Source organism: Aurantimonas sp. E1-2-R+4 (assembly GCF_036549515.1).
GTDB classification, from domain to species: domain Bacteria; phylum Pseudomonadota; class Alphaproteobacteria; order Rhizobiales; family Rhizobiaceae; genus Aurantimonas; species Aurantimonas coralicida_A.
Genome location: NZ_JAZHLK010000049.1, coordinates 15,492 through 30,125 on the forward strand (window position 1 = coordinate 15,492; position 14,634 = coordinate 30,125).

The window sequence follows — 14,634 nt, forward strand, 5'->3', positions numbered from 1 at the left end:
CTCATACGAGGGCGAGTTTGATCAGGCCGATGGCGCAAAGCACGACCAACATCGCCAGGACGAAGACGCGGAACGATTGCGGGCTGGCGGACAGGAACCGCCGCCCGCCCAGCCAGACCCCCAACGCCATGAAGGGCAGGGCGAAGCCGATGCGCGCCAACGCCGTCACGTCGAACAGGCCGTTGAGGGTCAGCAGCGCGCTGCCCCAAAGGTCGATCGCGAACAGATAGGCGATGAAGACGGCGCGCATGATCGGCGCCGGGATCCGCCCGGCGGTAAAGGCCAGCGCGACGACGAGGCCGCCGACGCCGGCGGCGCCGTTGACGATGCCCGACACCAGACCGGTTGCGGCCAACAGGCTGCCGGACAGACGCAGCGCCAGCCCGGGACTCAGCCACAAGAGCAGGCTGGCGAACAGAATGAAGGCCAGCAGTGCGCTCTTCACCGGCTCGGGCGGCAAGGTGGCGAGCAAATGAACGCCGATCGGATTGCCGATCAGCGCGCCGGCGAACAGGAATCCCAGAATTCGCCAGTCGATCTCGCGCCAGACACCGCGCGCCTGACCGAGGCTCGCCGCGATCTCCAGACCGATGGCGATCGGCACCAGTTCGGCCGGCGGCAGGATGAGCGTCAGCGCCGCCATGATCACCGCCGACATGCCGAATCCGGCATATCCCCGCGCGAAACCCGCGCACAGGAAGACTGCCGCGCTGAGGACGAGGCCGCCGGCGCCGAGGTTCAGCATCGATGCGGGCATGGGAGACCGGTCATCATTATTCGGCGGCTTGCGTCGATGACGAGGGCAGGCTCCTGACGATCTCGGCCAATTTGCGAACGCCCTCGGCGATACGGTCGGTGGCGATCGCGGAGAAGCCGAGGCGGAAGTAGTTTCGCGGCGGATTGCGGCCGGCGAAGAAGAAATCGCCGGCCTCGATGACGATCCCTTGCTTCAGCGCCCGCCGCGCCAATTCACCGGCATCGAACCCCGGCGGTCCTTCCAGCCAATAGCTGGTGCCGCCGAAGGTCGGGCTGCGCGACCAGAACGGCAAATGGGTCTGCAGCGCCTCGCCCATGACCCGCCAGCGTTCGCGGTAAACACGGTGCAATCGCCCCAACAGCGCATCGTGATGTCCGAGAGCCAGGAAGAGGGCGGCGGCGCGCTGGTTGTTACCGGGCGGGTGGCGCAGCATCAGCCGGCGCAGCGCTCGCGCCTGATCGATCAGCGGTTTCGGGGCGACCAGAAAGCCGATCCGGACGCCCGGCACCAGGGACTTGGACAAGCTGCCGATGTAGATGACCCGCCCCTCCTTATCCAGCGACTTCAGCGCCGGGGTTGGTGCGGAGACATAGTTGGCCTCGAACTCGTAATCGTCCTCCAGAATGATCAGGTTGTTGGCGCTGGCGAGCGCCAACAATTCCTTGCGTCGGGACAGTGGTAGCGTCGCCGTGGTGGGGAAATGATGCGACGGAGTGATAAAGGCCAACTGACAGGCGGCCAGCCGCTCGTCCATCAGCAGCCCATTCTCGTCGACCGGGATCGGAACGACGTGCCGGGTGCGCAAGGCGAACATGTTGCGCGCGTCGGGATAGCCCGGGTCCTCGATGGCGACGCGCGTGTTCGCTCCGACCAGCAGACTTGAAACCAGGTAGAGGGCGTTCTGAGCGCCCATGGTGATGAGAATCTCCTCGTCACGCGCGGCGATTCCCCGGCGGGGCAGGATGCGGGTGCGGATCTGTTCGATCAGCATCGGGTCGTCGGCGTTGAAACGGTCCGCTGTCCACTGGTCCAGACCTTTTGCGCCCATGGCCTGGCGGACGCAGTCGCGCCATTCGGAAATGGGAAACAGGGTGTGATCGATCTGGCCGTAGATGAAAAGATAGGGATGGTCCCGCCAGTCTTCCGGCTTGACGATATTGACCTGACCGGCGGGATGGATTCGCAGGCGCGCCTGCCAGTCGATCTCGCCTTTGTCCTCTGTCGGGGCAGCCGCGTCCGCCGACGGCACCAGTCCCGTCAGGACCTCGGGGTTGACGTAAAAGCCGCTGCGCTCCCGCGCAAGCAGGAACCCATCCTCGACAAGGGCCTGATACGACAGCACGACGGTATTGCGCGACACGCCGAGCTGGCGCGCCATCGCCCGGGTGGAGGGAACCGATTCCATCGCCGAGAGCTGGCCGGCCAGAACGGCGGAGACCAGACCCTCGCGTATCTGCGCCTGCAGCGTGAAGGTTTCGCCCTTGTCGACATGAAACAGTGCGTTGCGCATGACGGTCCTGGCCTTACCCAATTGGGCTATCTGGTCCTACGATCAGGCCAGACCGGACGGTATCGTGGGGACGCTGACATTCGCAAGTGAATCCCGCCAAACTTCCATCGAGGTGAACCATGAGCTCCAGATCCGCAGCCGCAGACGTCGCCTTTTCACCCACCAATTCCCTCGAAGCCCACTGGATGCCATTTTCCGGCAATCGCGACTTCAAGCAGAGTCCGCGGATGGTGATGCGCTCAGAGGGCATGTTCTGCTGGGACCAGAACGGCAATCAGGTCATCGACGGGTCGTCCGGCCTGTTCTGCTGCCCCGCCGGTCACGGGCGCAAGGAAATCGCCGATGCCGTTCACCGGCAGATGCTGCAAAACGACTATGTCGCGCCCTTCCAACTGGGTCAGCCGACTTCCTTCGCCCTGGCACAGAAGGTCGCCGATCTCCTGCCGGAGCCGATCAACCACGTCTTCTTCGTCAATTCGGGTTCGGAGTCGATCGACACGGCGTTGAAGATCGCCATGGCCTATCACCGCGCCCGCGGCGAGGGAGAGCGCATCCGCTTCGTGTCGCGCGAGCGGGCCTATCACGGCGTGAACATCGGCGGGGTGTCACTGTCCGGCATGATCAAGAACCGCGAGGCGTTTCCCGCCACCATGCCGCATGTGGCGCTGATGCGGCATACCTGGCAGGAAGAGAACAAGATGACGCGCGGCCAGCCGGAGCACGGCGCCGAACTCGCCGAGGATCTGGAGCGCATCTGCCAGACCTACGGTCCGCGGACCATCGCCGCCTGCTTCGTCGAGCCGGTCGCCGGCTCCACCGGAACGCTGGTGCCGCCGAAGGGCTATCTCAAGCGGTTGCGCGAAATCTGCGACAAACACGGCATCCTGCTGGTGTTCGACGAGGTGATCACCGGCTTCGGTCGTCTCGGCGCGCCGTTCGCCTGCGACAAGTACGATGTCGTGCCGGACATCGTCACCATGGCCAAGGCGCTGACTAACGGCGCCATTCCGATGGGCGCGGTCGCAGTGCGCGACGCGGTCTACGAGACGGTTACCAACGCCAGCCCCGAGGGCGCCGTCGAGTTCTTCCACGGCTACACCTATTCGGCGCATCCGGCCGCCTGTGCGGCGGGATTGGCGGCGCAGGAGATCTACGCATCCGAGGGCCTGTTTGACCGTGCGGCGGAATTGGCGCCGTATTTCGAGGAGGCGATCTTCGGCCTCAAGGACCACCCGCTGGTGTTCGACCTGCGGGTGGTCGGCCTGATGGCCGGCGTCGAGGTCAAGAGCGACGGGGCGCCGGGCCGGCGCGGCCAGCAGATGCAGAAGGATCTGTTCTGGAACGGCTGCCACGTGAAGTTCACCGGCGACGTCGCGGTGGTGGCGCCGGCCTTCATCGCCGAGCGCAAGCATGTCGACGAGATCGTCGACAAACTGCGCAGGACGCTCGACCAGCATCTTTAGCACTGTGGTTTTTGCCGTTTCTTCGATGAGCATTACTTCACGATCGAACGCGCGCGAGAGTGCCAGCCCAAGCCACGCGAGCTCGCCGATCTATTCCGAACGGGGTGATCGGCGGGGCCTCGATTGCAGGATCGAATGCCGTGCGCTTCGACATCGATCCGCGGCAAGCGAATCTTGGCCGACTGTTCCGGTCAACCGGGCACGGCCTCCGACACCGGATCGGCATCGGGCGCGGGATCCTTGGGCTCCTGCACACGGAAGACGACGAGGTAAAGCGCCGGTATGAAGAGAAGCGTGATCAGCGTTCCCGCGATGATGCCGCCCATCATCGCATAGGCCATCGGCCCCCAGAACACCTCGCGCGAGATCGGGATCAGCGCCAGGCTCGCCGCCGCCGCCGTGAGCAGGATCGGACGTGCCCGCATCTTGCTCGCCTCGAACACCGCACTCCAGGGGTGAAGTCCTTCTTCGCGCAAGACCTCGATCTGATGGACGAGGATGATCGAGTTGCGGATGAGGATGCCGATAAGCGCCAAGACGCCCAGGATCGCGACGAAGCCCAGCGGAGCTCCTGACGGAATCAATGCCGCGACGACGCCGATCAGGCCCAGCGGCGCGGCACTGATGACGATGAGCGTTGCCCTGAAGCTCTGCATCTGGATCATGATCAGGGTCAGCATGGCGACGAGCATCAACGGCACGACGGCGGCTATCGGTCCCTGGCTTTGGGTGCTCGATTCCACCGCACCGCCGATTTCCACCGTGTATTCGGCGGGCAGGCTCTCCCGGAACGCGGCGATCTTTCCTCCGAGATCCGCGACGATCGTCGCGGGTTGTGCCGGCCCGAGGATCGCCGCGCTGACCGTAATGGTCGGGATGCGCGAGCGCGAGTAGAGGATCGGGTCTTCATAGTCGTAGCCATAACTGACGAGGCTTGCGAGCGGGATCGCGGCACCTTGAGAATTCGTCAGCTGCAGGTTCTCGATCGCCTCGATGGAGTCGCGGTCCGACTGGCGGCCGCGCGCCACCACGTCGACCAGATAGATGCCGTCCCGGACCTCCGTGATCGTCAGACCGTCGAGGACGAGGTTCAGTGTCGATGCGATCTGCTGTGACGTCACGCCCAGCTGGCGCGCCTTGTCCTGCAGGATTTCCACCTTGAGCGCCCGGGCCGGCTCGTTCCAGTCCATGACGATCGATCGCAGGCGGGGATCTTGCGCCATGACGGCCGAAAGCTCGCGCGCGCCGGCGCGCACCACCTCGATATCCGGGCCGCCGATGCGGTACTGCACCGGTCGGCCGACGGGTGGTCCAAGCTCGAGATTCTTCACATAGACGTCGATGCCGACGAGATTCGTGCGGGCGAATGTCTGGATCTTGTCACGGACCCGCTCGCGCGCCGCGATATCCTTGTTGACGATAACGACCTGGCCGAAGAACGGGTTCGATGGCTGGACATCGTAGGCGAGGATGAAGCGCTCGGCAGATCGGCCGACATAGGACGAGAAATGGTCGATGTCGTCGTCGCCGACCAACGTCGCCTCGAGCTTGTCCATTTCGGCCTTGGTCTCGGCGATGGTTGCGTTTCGCCGCAGCATGAAGTCGATCACGAGTTCCGGCCGGTCGGATGTCGGGAAAAACTGTTGCTGCACGAAGCGCATCGAATAGATCGAGCCGGCAAAGAGCGCGACCGTGAGCAGGATCGTGATCCAGCGCCGGCGCATCGCGACCCGCAGGATGCGGCTGAAAGCGCGCCGGGCAAAACCGGGCTTTGCGTCGTGCTTGTGCATCGACTTGGGCAGCAGCAGCACACCAATCAGCGGCGTGAACAAGACGGCGACGACCCAGGACAGGAGCAGAGCCAGGGCGATGACCACGAACAGCGAAAAGGTGTACTCGCCGGCATTGGAATTGTTGAATCCGATGGGCAGGAAGCCGGCAACCGTGACGAGCGTTCCCGACAGCATCGGAAAGGCGATCGAGGTCCAGGCGAAGCTCGCGGCCTTTTCCCGTGTCTCGCCCATTTCCAGGCGGGATACCATGGTCTCGATCGCGATCATCGCGTCGTCCACCAGAAGACCGAGGGCGATGATCAGCGCACCGAGCGAAATCCGCTGCAGCGTCAGGCCGGCATATTCCATGCCGATGAAGGTCATGGCGAGGACCAGCGGAATCGACAAGGTGACGACCAACCCCGCGCGAAAGCCAAGGCTCACGAAGCTGACGACAAGGACGATGAGCACCGCTTCGAGAAGCGCCTGGGTGAAGCCGCCGACGGATTCCTCCACCACGGCCGACTGATCGGCGACGAGGTGTACGCCGATGCCGACCGGCAGTTCGGAGACGATGCGCGCCATCTCCTCCTTCAGATTCTCGCCGAAGTCGACGATGTTGCCGCCCTTTCGCATGCCGATGGCAAGGCCGATCGCCGGCTGGCCATTATACCGGAAGAGCGCCGAGGGCGGGTCCTGGTAGCCCCGCTTGATCGTCGCGACGTCGCTGAGGCGGAAAAAGCGATCGTTGACGCGAAAATTGACCGAAGCCAGACTGTTTTCCGAGGCGTATTGGCCCGACACGCGCACGAAGATGCGCTCGGGTCCGGACTGCACGACACCGGACGGCGCGATCGCGTTCTCGGCTTTCAGCGTATCGATGATCGACTGCTGGTCGATGCCGAGCCCGGCGATCTTGCGCAGCGAAAATTCGAGGAAAATCCGTTCGTCCTGGGCGCCTACGAGTTCCACCTTGCCGGATTCCGGCAGCTGCAGGACTTTCGTGCGCACGGCTTCGACATAATCGCGCAACTGGCGTGGCGTGAAGCCGTCGGCGGTAAAGGCATAGATGTTGCCGAATACGTCGCCGAACTCGTCGTTGAAACCGAAGCCTTGAAACTCCGAGGGGAAATCGCCGCGAATGTCCGCCATCATGTGCCGGACGCGGGTCCAGATGCTGGTGATCTGACCGGCCTTCGTCGTCGGAAGCAGATTGACGAAGATGACGGTCTGACCGGGTGTCGTGATCGACCGGGTATAGTCGAGGGAGTCCAGCTCCTGGAGCTTCTTCTCCATCCGGTCTGTGACCTGCTCGGTCATTTCCTTGACGGTCGCACCGGGCATGACGCCCGAAACGACCATCGTCTTGATGGTGAACGGCGGGTCTTCCTCGCGGCCGAGATTGAGATAGGAAAGCGCGCCGACGAGCATCGCGATGATCATCAGAAACCAGACGAAGGAGCGATGGTGAAGCGCCCAGTCGGAGAGATTGAAGCGTTTCACGATGGTCTTTCGCCTTCCGCCATATCCGTCAGCGAGATGGCTTGCCCATCCTCAAGGCTGTGGACGCCGGCGATGACCACGCGCTCGTCGGGTTTCAGTCCGTCGTCGATCCGCACCGCGCCATCGGCCGCGTCGCTCACCGTCACGGCGCGCCGTGTCACCGTCTTCGCCGTCTCGTCCACGACCCAGACCGAAGCCTTGCCGTCCTCTTCCAGGATCGCGCTTTTCGGCACGATCACCGACGCCGGCTGCCCTGCCTTCTCTTGCGGGATCGCTTTGATCAACGCCCCGATGCGAAAGGCGGGCGGGGGATCGGCAAGCGTGATGCGCACCCGATTGGTGCGGGTCAGGGCCTCGGCCTGCGGCGCGATCTCGCGAATCCCGCCCTCGACGCTGAGATCCGGCTCGATCTGCAGGACGACGCGGAAGCGGTCGCCGGCGGTCAGAGCCGAACCCTGGGCCGCCGGTACATCCACGACCGCCTCGCGCTCGCCGGTCCGGGCAAGTTTGAAGACCGCCGCGCCAGCCGACACGACTTGACCGACATCCGCCTCGCGGTCCGTGATGACCCCGTCATAGGGTGCCGTGAGAACAGCGAAACTCAGCGCATTCTCGGCCTTATCGAGCTGCGCCCGTGCGCTTGCGAGCTCGGCATCGGCAACCTGACGGCTTTGTTCGGCGACATCGAGATCGGATTGCGACACGGTCTTGTCGGAGAACAGGGTCCGCGTGCGCTGGGCACTCGCCCCAGCCGTGCGAGCCTGAATCCGGGCATTGGCCAATTGAGCCTTGGCAGAGCGCAGGTCGGCGGCGAGCGTTTCGGCGTCGATTGCAGCGAGTGGCTGCCCCTTCTCAACCTGATCGCCGACGTCGACATCTCGCGAGATCAGCCGGCCGAGGGTGCGAAACGCCAGGGTCGTCTCGAAGCGGGGCGCGATCCTCCCGCTGAACCCCTCGTCCGCGACCACGTGCCGGGCGACGACCATGGTCAGAACCGGGCGCGGCGGCAACGGCGCGGCCTCGGACCCGGTGTCCTCGCTGCAACCCGTCAGAAGAGGTGCCGCAACAAGCAACACGGTGAAGAAAAACGCTCTTTTCACGATCCGGCCTCTTCATCCATGGCGACGAGATCGGGGATCTGTCCTGGCCGCACGAGCTGGGACCCCTCCGTGATGACCCGGTCGCCGGCCGCAATGCCCTCTTCGACGACGATCTTGCCGCTTTGGTAGGAACCGATCGTCACGGGTGTCAGCCTGACGGCGCCAGTTTCCTTCTCAACGGTCCACACCGCCGCTTTGCCGCGATCCGCCATCAGCGCCGTCCAGGGCAGGACGATCGCCTGTTCCTGGGCTTCGCCGACATCCGTGCCGACGACGGCCGAGCCGAGCGTCATCTGCGGCGGAACCGTGTCGAGCCCGACCTTGACCTTGACGGTGCCGGTCGTCGAGTCGATCAGCGGCGAGACCTCGCGCACCGTTCCCATGGTTTTCACCGACGGATCGCCGACGAGCGCGATCCTGATCGAGTGTGACTTCCGCGAGCCGATAAGCAGCTGTTCCTGAATCTCGAAGACCGCGTCGCGATCGCCGTCCTGGGCAAACCCAAAGGCCGTCTGGGCCGCACTGACCACTTGGCCGGGATCGACGCTGCGACTGGTGATGACACCATTAGCGTCAGCCCTCAGAACGGTCTCTTCCAGGTTCGTCCTGGCCGTTTCCAGATCGGCACTGGCCATGTCGACGGCGCTGGTCGCCGATGACAGTGCCTTTTGCGCATCGTCGAAATTCCCGCGGGTCGTAAAGCCCTTGCCGAACAGGTCCTTTTGTCGCTGAAACGCCGAGGAGGCCTGAGTCAGTTGCGCGTTCGCGGCATCCACCGCCGCTTCGGCGGCCGCCACACCGGCTTGTTGCTCGGTCGGATCGAGCTTGGCCAGCACCTGTCCCTCTGTCACCTTCGCACCGACGTCGACGGCGACATCCGTCACCCGGCCACCGGTCTGGAAGGAATAGGTCGCGGTGTGGCGCGCCGTGATCTCGCCCGTCAAAGTCGTGGTCTGGCTAATGGTTTCTGGCTCGACGGTGACGAAACCGACTGGCTCGGGCGGCCTTTCCACGTTGGCATCAGGCGCACAGGCAGTGAGTGCGGATGCGGCCGTCGCAACGAGAAGCACCCGGACCAGGCTCGAACGAGCGTCCATTCTGCCAATCATCGACTTCGCACCAGATTGCTTGTTTGCCAAGTTGCTTTATCATTGAGCTAAATCAAAGAAAGGGTCGCGTCAATGGCGGGCGGCAACGACGAGGACGGTAGCGAAACGGCGAGGGAGGCGACATCGGACGAGGTTTTACGTCTTTTCAAACGGGTCCTGCAAACCGCGATCGACTTCGACAAGGAGCTCGCCGCCCGGCACGGCCTCGCGCTCACCGACCTTGGCTGTCTTGGGTTCCTGGAGAGCAGCAAGGCTCCCGTCAGAGGCAAGATGATCGCCGAACATGTGGCGCTGTCGACCGGGGCGACGACAGCGCTTCTCGACCGGCTAGAGCGCGCCGGTCTTGTCGAGCGGCGCCCCAATCCGGCGGACAGGCGCGGTATCGTGATCGCGCTGGTCGAGGAAAACGCCCGGCCAATCCTCGACGAGCATCGCCACATGCGCGACCGGCTCTCTGCAACGATCGCCAGTCTTACAACGACGGAAGCCGAGACGGTCGCGAAGTTCCTGCGCACGCTGCTTGAGCGTTTCGATGGCTGAACGCACTGGCATCCGCGGGATGCTGTCACCTCGATGGGCGCTCGGCCTGGGAGCGATGCGCCTGGAGCAACTGGAGCCGTTGCCAGCTGAAACCTTCACCCATAATTCCGATATCGGAATGGTCGCAGCCGAACCAAAACATCGAAGATGGGTCGCGAATTGAAAGGGCAGCTCTACATAAACCTGACGTCTCGGTATCGTCGAAACCAAACTTCTGGAAGTGTGGAGAGGCAAGAGGAGCCGAGTCGTCGAATCGTCAGCCGAGGTCGTCGATAGGAACGGCTCTGGGCTTTTTTGTACCCAAAAGCCGCCCGTCGAAACACGGTCCGTTCGTCTTCTGACATTTTGATTGAGGCGCAGACTCTCTTCCTGGCCATTCCGGCCATGGGAGAGAGATAACGGGAGTTGGGTGACTTGCATTGGTTTGCGTCGAGAGGACTCTGGCACTCATTCGCTCCGACGCACCAAGGCGTCGATCATCTACAAGGCGACTGGCAACCTGCGGGCTGTCAAACACCGAGAACGGCCGCGACGGAACTGTCGCGGCGGCCGATCTTACGCCCAGACAGGGTTGAAACTTGCCGGACCGCCTTCCCCGTACTGGTCTTCTTCCGACATTGCGCCCTGCGCCATTCAAGTCGGACCTGCAATCATTGACGTGATCCGCTTGGCGAGCGCGGCCATGTCGAACGGTTTCGTCACCACCTGCATGCCCTGATCAAGCTGGCCGTTGCTGAGCACGGCGTTCTCTGCATAGCCCGTGACAAAGAGGACTTTGAGTTCAGGTCGGATCTCCCGCGCCGCGTCAGCTACCTGGCGCCCATTCATCCCGTTGGGAAGCCCGACATCCGTAATGAGAAGGTCGATGCGCACGTCGGACCGGAGCACCTTCAGCCCCTGCGGGCCGTCTCCAGCCTCGAGCGCGGTATAGCCCAGGTCCTCCAGCACGTCGACGACCAGCATTCTGACCAGCGGCTCGTCATCGATGACCAGCACCGTCTCGCCGGCGCCGCCACTGTCCGGCGCTTCCTGAGGCGCTGGGACATCGACTGCCGCCTCGGCATGGTGACGGGGCAGCGAGATGCAGACCATGGTGCCTTTATCGACCTCGGAGTGGATCCGGACCTGCCCACCGGACTGGCGGACGAAGCCGTAGATCATCGAGAGCCCGAGCCCGGTGCCGACGCCGATGGGCTTAGTCGTGAAGAACGGATCGAACGCCCTCTCGATCACGTCTGCGGGCATGCCCGTCCCGTCGTCGGACACGCGCATCGTCACATATTGTCCTGGCGGCAGGTCGCGCTCGCGGGCGCTGCGCTCGTCGAGCCACTCGTTGTCCGTCTCGATCTTGATCCTGCCGCCGTCCGGCATGGCGTCGCGGGCGTTGAGACAGAGGTTCAGGAGGGCGTTCTCGAGCTGGGGGGCATCGACCAGCGTGGTCCACAAGCCTGCCTTTGCGACGGACTCGACCGTGATCTGCGGTCCCACCGTTCGCCCGATCAGCTCCTCCATGTCCCGGACAAGACGGTTCACGTCCGTCGGCTTGGGGGCCAGAGTCTGGCGGCGCGAAAAGGCGAGGAGGCGGTGGGTGAGCGCGGCCGCGCGCTTGGCGGCTCCTTGCGCCCCGACCATGTAGCGGTCGATGTCGCCGATCCGTCCCTGCGCGATCCGACTCTGCATCATCTCGAGGCTGCCGGTGATCCCGGCGAGAAGATTGTTGAAGTCGTGCGCGAGGCCACCCGTCAACTGGCCGACGGCTTCCATCTTCTGGCTCTGGCGGAGGGCATCCTGCACGGTCGCAAGCTCAGCCTCCTGCGCCTTGACCGCGCTGAGGTCGCGGCCGATGGCGATGAAGTTTACACCGTCCTCTTCCGGTGCCACGGTCCACTCGATCGGCTTCCATCCCCCGTCCGCGTTCGCGATGCGGTTCTCGAAGCGCGTTGGCCGTTTCGTTTCACCCATGCGGGCGAGCCCCGCCAGCGTGGGGCCCTCGTCGTCGGGATGCATGAAGCTGGCATAGGGCCTCTCCAGAAGCTCGGTCTGCGACCAACCGAGCACGCGCGTCCAGGCTGGGCTCACGGCTGTCATCATGCCGCTGAGATCGGCGCGTGCCAGCATGTCCTCCGACAGCGTCCACAGTCGGTCGCGCTCTGCGGTGCGTTCGGCGACGCGTTCCTCGAGCGTCCGGTTCAGCTCGCGCAGGCTCGCCTCGCTCTCCTCCAGTGCGCGCTGCGCGAGGACACGCTCGGTGACGTCGTAGCCGCCGACGAAGATACCCGTCACGTCGCCAGCCTCGTCTCGGACGGGTTGGAAGAGGAGGTCGATGAAGCGGTCGGCGTAGTCGTTGCCGATCCGGATCGGCAGCGCGCGTCCCGTGAAGGGTGCCCCCGTCGCGTAGACGCGGTCGAGAAGGCCTATAAAGCCCTGTCGTTCCAGCTCTGGAAACACCTCCCGAACGGTGTGTCCGACGAGCTCGCGGGGACCGGAAAGCGCCACATAAGCATCGTTGACGTACTCGTAACGGTGCTGCGGGCTCGCCAGCACCGCTACGAAGCCAGGCATCTGCTGGAGAAGGAGCCGCTGCCGCCTGTTGATATCGGCTTCCCGACGCTCCGCCAACACCTCACGCGTCGTCTCGATGCAGGCGCAGAACAGTCCGGCCACCGTGCCATTGTCGTCGGGGACCGGCGTATAGGAAAACGCGAAGTGGGCTTCCTCGGGATAGCCGTTGCGATGGAGCGTCAGCTTGAGGTCATCCATGTGCACCGGATCGTTCGCGAAAACACGGTCCATCAGCGCGCCGACCTCGTGGCGCAACTCGGGCCAGACGTCGAAGAAGGGACGGCCAAGCGCGGCGCCCTCCCTCGTGCCCAACATCGGCGCATAGCTCTCGTTGTAGATGAGGGTGCGGTCAGGCCCCCAGGCCACAAACATCGGCTGACGCGAGTTAAGCATGACCCGGACCAGGGTGGCCAGTGACCCGGGCCATGTATCCGGCGTCCCGAGGGATGTCGCCTCCCAGTCGTGGTCCCGGAGCCGCGCTCCCATCTCGCCGCCTGCGAAAAGGAAGGGGACGGGCTGTATTGACGTTTCGTTCAACTGCGAATCCTTTTTTGCACCACGATCGAACTCTCGGACGGGTACCGGTTGTCGCGCCATATTATCGAGAAGAAGCGCGCTTGGCAGTCGTGCCCTTGCAGGCTCGCACAACTGAATCGGCCACACGCCGGGTCTTTTCGAAGGGTAGGAGGTGAACCTCTCGGCAGATTTTACTTTGTTCGGTGTCGTAACTTTGTGGGCCAAAGGCGGCGGGCAGGGGCTCGTTTTCCTGGATCCGTCTCGAATTAGGCGGACGGTCGGCGAATTCAATCGTCCAACGAGCGCGTCCAAACCTCTCCACAACTGCGGCACACCTGACCTGTGAACTTGACGGCTACCTGGCCGGCATTCTCGTCTGTCCGGATCTCATGTCGGGAAAGTGGCCGCAGAAGGTTTGCAGCCGCTGCGATGACCAAGAAAGCCAGCCCGTGTTCGAGGACATGAGCCACGTCCAGGCCACGATCGGGGTGGTCTTGAACACTAAGCGTCGGTTCCTACAGCACTGTCTCGAATACCCGTTCCACCTGGAGCCAGACCATGAGCGCCCGGGCGGCTGCCGTCCGGCGCTCGCCTGTCTGCAACGATCTCACGATTTCGGAGCGACGGAATCGCGCACGCAGATTGTACGGAATCTTCCTGCGGAAGTGGAATCGGGAGCCTTTGAGGCGAAGGTTCGCCGCGCCCGCCATGGTGTCAGCCCTGACGGAGTGGACCAGCCCGGTGGACCCGCTGGGAGTCCCTCGGACGATCGACCGATCAAAGCGGTGCGGAAACAATAGCTTGGGAGAAAATTGGCTGCCCTTTCTGAACCATTATCGAACCATGTGCCTAGCGCCGAACGCGGATTTCCGGCACTTGCTTGAGGAAGTCGGCGAGCTTCGACTCGCCGCCTGATCCGCAATCCACCGATAGTGTTTAGGTATCAGTTGACGATGACCGCCGAATCGTGTGTAAAGTGGTTCGTTAACAGGCAACGGAGAACCGAAATGTCAGGGGAGAAGTTCGGCGAGTTCGTTCGCGGTGCGCGGGAGGCGAAGGACATCGGCCTGCGGGAAATGGCCAAGATGATCGGCGTGAGCCCGACCTACCTATCGAAGGTCGAGCGCGACGAGTTCGCGCCGCCCGCCGAGGACAAGGTGAAAGCGATTGCTCGGGTGCTCGGCTGCGACGTGGACGAATTGCTGGCGCGGGGTGGCAAGGTGGCCTCGGACCTGTCGGACATCATCAAGCGGCATCCTGTCGAACTGGCGGCGCTGCTGCGCACCACCACGGGCCTGACGCCGGACGATATCACCAAGCTCGCCCGCAATGCGCAGCGGGCGAAGGACAAGTGAGCGCCTGATCGGGCGGCGATGGATGAAGATGCAGATGAGGATCGAGACCGATGACCCTGTTCGTTTCCTATGTGTCCGATGAGACGATCGAGAAGGACGCGCAGGCGCTCCTCGCCGAATTCGCCCATACGCGCGGCGTCTTGATCGAAGCGCCGATCCCGATCGACGACATCATCGAGAAACACCTCAAGATCGGACTTGAGTTCGACGACATGCATCGGCGGTTCGGCGTGCCGCGCTCGGGCCTCACACTCGATCCCGACATTCTGGGCGCGATCTATTTCGGTGATAGGCGGGTCGTGATCGACGAAAGCCTCGATCCCGACGCCAATCCCTGTAAAATCGCTTGCAAGAATGACCCCCTAAGCGGGGTTTTTCGCATCCAAGAATGACCCCTGCTTTGGTTTGTCACAGTCTCTTCCGGATGGGCTTTTGCTCCGTTTGGAA

At 63.6% G+C, this 14,634-nt stretch carries 12 protein-coding genes and 1 pseudogene; 6 read left to right on the forward strand and 7 right to left on the reverse strand.

Translation table 11 applies throughout. The annotated features are described in order from the left end of the window. Position 1 precedes the first annotated feature (1 nt). Positions 2–757 carry a sulfite exporter TauE/SafE family protein gene (locus tag VQ045_RS17780; RefSeq protein WP_331831053.1) on the reverse strand — a complete coding sequence of 252 codons (756 nt, stop codon included), beginning with the start codon at positions 755–757 and terminating at the stop codon, positions 2–4. Positions 758–773: 16 nt separating this feature from the next. Then, positions 774–2,267: a MocR-like pyridoxine biosynthesis transcription factor PdxR gene (gene pdxR / locus VQ045_RS17785; protein ID WP_331831054.1), complete on the reverse strand. Its 1,494-nt coding sequence runs from the start codon at positions 2,265–2,267 to the stop codon at positions 774–776. A 119-nt stretch (positions 2,268–2,386) separates the two neighbouring features. Between pdxR and VQ045_RS17790 the strand changes: the two genes are divergently transcribed. Beyond that, entirely contained in the window at positions 2,387–3,730 is a 1,344-nt protein-coding gene (locus tag VQ045_RS17790; RefSeq protein ID WP_327648293.1) for an aminotransferase class III-fold pyridoxal phosphate-dependent enzyme, read from the forward strand. A 191-nt stretch (positions 3,731–3,921) separates the two neighbouring features. On the opposite strand, the gene VQ045_RS17795 is transcribed toward VQ045_RS17790, so the two are convergent. The 3 genes from VQ045_RS17795 to VQ045_RS17805 are packed head-to-tail and all read right to left on the reverse strand — an operon-like array spanning position 3,922 to position 9,202. Next, positions 3,922–7,005, reverse strand: a complete 3,084-nt coding sequence (locus tag VQ045_RS17795) for an efflux RND transporter permease subunit (RefSeq protein WP_331831055.1) — start codon at positions 7,003–7,005, stop codon at positions 3,922–3,924. Continuing rightward, positions 7,002–8,105, reverse strand: a complete 1,104-nt coding sequence (locus VQ045_RS17800; RefSeq protein WP_331831056.1) for an efflux RND transporter periplasmic adaptor subunit — start codon at positions 8,103–8,105, stop codon at positions 7,002–7,004. The genes VQ045_RS17795 and VQ045_RS17800 overlap by 4 nt, the downstream gene beginning before the upstream one ends. After that, positions 8,102–9,202, reverse strand: coding sequence for an efflux RND transporter periplasmic adaptor subunit (locus tag VQ045_RS17805; protein ID WP_331831057.1), 1,101 nt, complete (start codon positions 9,200–9,202; stop codon positions 8,102–8,104). Before VQ045_RS17805 ends, VQ045_RS17800 begins: the two co-directional genes overlap by 4 nt. A gap of 84 nt (positions 9,203–9,286) precedes the next feature. Between VQ045_RS17805 and VQ045_RS17810 the strand changes: the two genes are divergently transcribed. The 3 genes and pseudogenes from VQ045_RS17810 to VQ045_RS17820 all read left to right on the forward strand — a co-directional run. After that, a complete protein-coding gene (locus VQ045_RS17810; RefSeq protein WP_331831058.1) occupies positions 9,287–9,754 on the forward strand; it encodes a MarR family winged helix-turn-helix transcriptional regulator in 468 nt (155 codons plus the stop codon). Continuing rightward, on the forward strand, positions 9,747–9,917 hold the full coding sequence (locus tag VQ045_RS17815) for a hypothetical protein (RefSeq protein WP_331831059.1): 171 nt from the start codon (positions 9,747–9,749) through the stop codon (positions 9,915–9,917). The genes VQ045_RS17810 and VQ045_RS17815 overlap by 8 nt, the downstream gene beginning before the upstream one ends. 243 nt (positions 9,918–10,160) lie before the next feature. Beyond that, positions 10,161–10,268, forward strand: a pseudogene (locus VQ045_RS17820) (integrase); the annotation flags it as partial. Between the two features lie 119 nt (positions 10,269–10,387). Here the strand turns inward: VQ045_RS17820 and VQ045_RS17825 are convergent. Together VQ045_RS17825 and VQ045_RS22060 are read right to left on the reverse strand one after the other, a co-directional pair. Beyond that, positions 10,388–13,144 (reverse strand): PAS domain-containing protein, encoded by a 2,757-nt coding sequence (locus VQ045_RS17825; protein WP_442879896.1) that lies wholly within the window; start codon positions 13,142–13,144, stop codon positions 10,388–10,390. Between the two features lie 203 nt (positions 13,145–13,347). Then, positions 13,348–13,542, reverse strand: a complete 195-nt coding sequence (locus VQ045_RS22060) for a DUF6538 domain-containing protein (RefSeq protein ID WP_442879897.1) — start codon at positions 13,540–13,542, stop codon at positions 13,348–13,350. A gap of 297 nt (positions 13,543–13,839) precedes the next feature. Between VQ045_RS22060 and VQ045_RS17830 the strand changes: the two genes are divergently transcribed. Then, the gene (locus VQ045_RS17830) at positions 13,840–14,187 is read left to right on the forward strand and encodes a helix-turn-helix domain-containing protein (protein WP_327625741.1); all 348 of its coding nucleotides are present in this window, start codon (positions 13,840–13,842) and stop codon (positions 14,185–14,187) included. Positions 14,188–14,237: 50 nt separating this feature from the next. Beyond that, positions 14,238–14,579, forward strand: a complete 342-nt coding sequence (locus VQ045_RS17835) for a hypothetical protein (RefSeq protein WP_331831060.1) — start codon at positions 14,238–14,240, stop codon at positions 14,577–14,579. The last annotated feature ends 55 nt before the right edge of the window (positions 14,580–14,634 follow it).

What these genes read in the sequence shown, in the direction of transcription:
- VQ045_RS17780 (WP_331831053.1), bottom strand. Translation starts at nt 757, where the DNA reads ATGCCCGCATCGATGCTGAACCTCGGCGCCGGCGGCCTCGTCCTCAGC.
- pdxR (WP_331831054.1), bottom strand. Translation starts at nt 2,267, where the DNA reads ATGCGCAACGCACTGTTTCATGTCGACAAGGGCGAAACCTTCACGCTG.
- VQ045_RS17790 (WP_327648293.1), top strand. Translation starts at nt 2,387, where the DNA reads ATGAGCTCCAGATCCGCAGCCGCAGACGTCGCCTTTTCACCCACCAAT.
- VQ045_RS17805 (WP_331831057.1), bottom strand. Translation starts at nt 9,202, where the DNA reads ATGGACGCTCGTTCGAGCCTGGTCCGGGTGCTTCTCGTTGCGACGGCC.
- VQ045_RS17810 (WP_331831058.1), top strand. Translation starts at nt 9,287, where the DNA reads ATGGCGGGCGGCAACGACGAGGACGGTAGCGAAACGGCGAGGGAGGCG.
- VQ045_RS17815 (WP_331831059.1), top strand. Translation starts at nt 9,747, where the DNA reads ATGGCTGAACGCACTGGCATCCGCGGGATGCTGTCACCTCGATGGGCG.
- VQ045_RS22060 (WP_442879897.1), bottom strand. Translation starts at nt 13,542, where the DNA reads ATGGCGGGCGCGGCGAACCTTCGCCTCAAAGGCTCCCGATTCCACTTC.
- VQ045_RS17830 (WP_327625741.1), top strand. Translation starts at nt 13,840, where the DNA reads ATGTCAGGGGAGAAGTTCGGCGAGTTCGTTCGCGGTGCGCGGGAGGCG.
- VQ045_RS17835 (WP_331831060.1), top strand. Translation starts at nt 14,238, where the DNA reads ATGACCCTGTTCGTTTCCTATGTGTCCGATGAGACGATCGAGAAGGAC.